This is a genomic window from Nguyenibacter vanlangensis (genome assembly GCF_013376155.1).
GTDB classification, from domain to species: Bacteria; Pseudomonadota; Alphaproteobacteria; order Acetobacterales; family Acetobacteraceae; genus Gluconacetobacter; species Gluconacetobacter vanlangensis.
Genome location: NZ_JABXXP010000752.1, coordinates 1 through 1,302 on the forward strand (window position 1 = coordinate 1; position 1,302 = coordinate 1,302).

Genomic DNA, 1,302 nt, shown 5'->3' on the forward strand with positions numbered 1-1,302 from the left:
CGGACGACGGGCGCACCGTTGCGGCCGAGCCCCAGCACCGCGTAGCGGTGGCCGGCGAAGAGGCCGGGGGGGAAGGGCCCCGGGATATCGGGATCGGCGGGACGGATCGTCATCGCAGTTTCAGCGTTGCCAGGCCGCACAGGCCGAGAACGATCGAGACGATCCAGAAGCGGATCACGATCTTGGGTTCCTGCCAGCCTTTCTTTTCGAAATGGTGGTGGAGCGGCGCCATCAGGAACACGCGGCGGCCGGTGCGGCGGTACCAGAAGACCTGGATGATCACCGACAGGGTTTCGGCCACGAACAGGCCGCCGACGATGCACAGCACCAGTTCGTGCTTGACCGCGACCGCGACCGCGCCCAGCGCGCCGCCCAGGGCCAGCGAGCCGGTATCGCCCATGAAGACGGCCGCCGGCGGGGCGTTGAACCAGAGAAAGCCCAGGCCCGCCCCGACCAGCGCCGAGCAGAACACGCAGAGTTCGCCGGTGCCGGGCACCGCGTGCAGTTGCAGGTAGTCGGCGAAGACATGGTTGCCGACCAGGTAGGCGATCAGAGCGAAGACCAGGGCGGCGATGATGACCGGCACGATCGCCAGCCCGTCCAGCCCGTCGGTGAAGTTCACCGCGTTGCCGAAGCCGGAGATGGTGATCATGGCGAAGAGCGGAAAGGCGAGGCCCAGCGGCAGCAGCCATTCCTTCAGGAAGGGGAAGGCCAGATGGTTGGCGAGGTCGGCGGGCATCAGGCTTTGCAGCCAGTAGCCGCCGATCAGCGAGGCCGCGAATTCGCAGCCCAGCCGCGTGCGCTTGGACACGCCCGCCGTGTTGCGCCGGGACAGCTTGAGATAGTCGTCGGCGAAGCCGACCGCGCCGAAGGCCAGCGTGGTCAGCAGCACCGCCCAGACGAAGCCGTTGGTGAGGTCGGCCCAGAGCAGGGTCGCGCCGAACAGGGCGGCGAGGATCAGCACCCCGCCCATGGTGGGGGTGCCGGCCTTTTCCAGGATATGGCGTTCGGGGCCGAGGGCGCGGATCGGCTGGCCCTCGCGCTGGATGCGGCGGAGCTGCGCGATCAGCGGATTGCCCAGCACCAGCGCGATCGCCAGCGCCGTCAGGCAGGCGGCGCCCGCGCGGAAGGTGATGTAGCGGAACAGGTTGAGGATGGTGATGTGCGCCGCGGCGTGGTGCTGGACGAGATCGTAGAGCATCAGGCCACATCCGCCCCGGCCGGGGTGGTGAGGACGGCGATGACGTCGCGCATGCGGCTGCCGAGGCTGCCCTTGACCAGGATCACGTCGCCCGGCGCCAC

Annotated in this window: 1 protein-coding gene; it reads right to left on the bottom strand. The window is 69.0% G+C overall.

The window, feature by feature from the left end; all coding sequences use genetic code 11:
• Positions 1-109: 109 nt before the first annotated feature.
• The gene (mraY, locus tag HUK84_RS18710; protein ID WP_176641568.1) at positions 110-1,201 is read right to left on the bottom strand and encodes a phospho-N-acetylmuramoyl-pentapeptide-transferase; all 1,092 of its coding nucleotides are present in this window, start codon (positions 1,199-1,201) and stop codon (positions 110-112) included.
• Between the last annotated feature and the right edge of the window lie 101 nt (positions 1,202-1,302).

Coding starts and splice junctions, on each gene's coding strand:
- mraY (WP_176641568.1), bottom strand. CDS start 1,201: ATGCTCTACGATCTCGTCCAGCACCACGCCGCGGCGCACATCACCATC.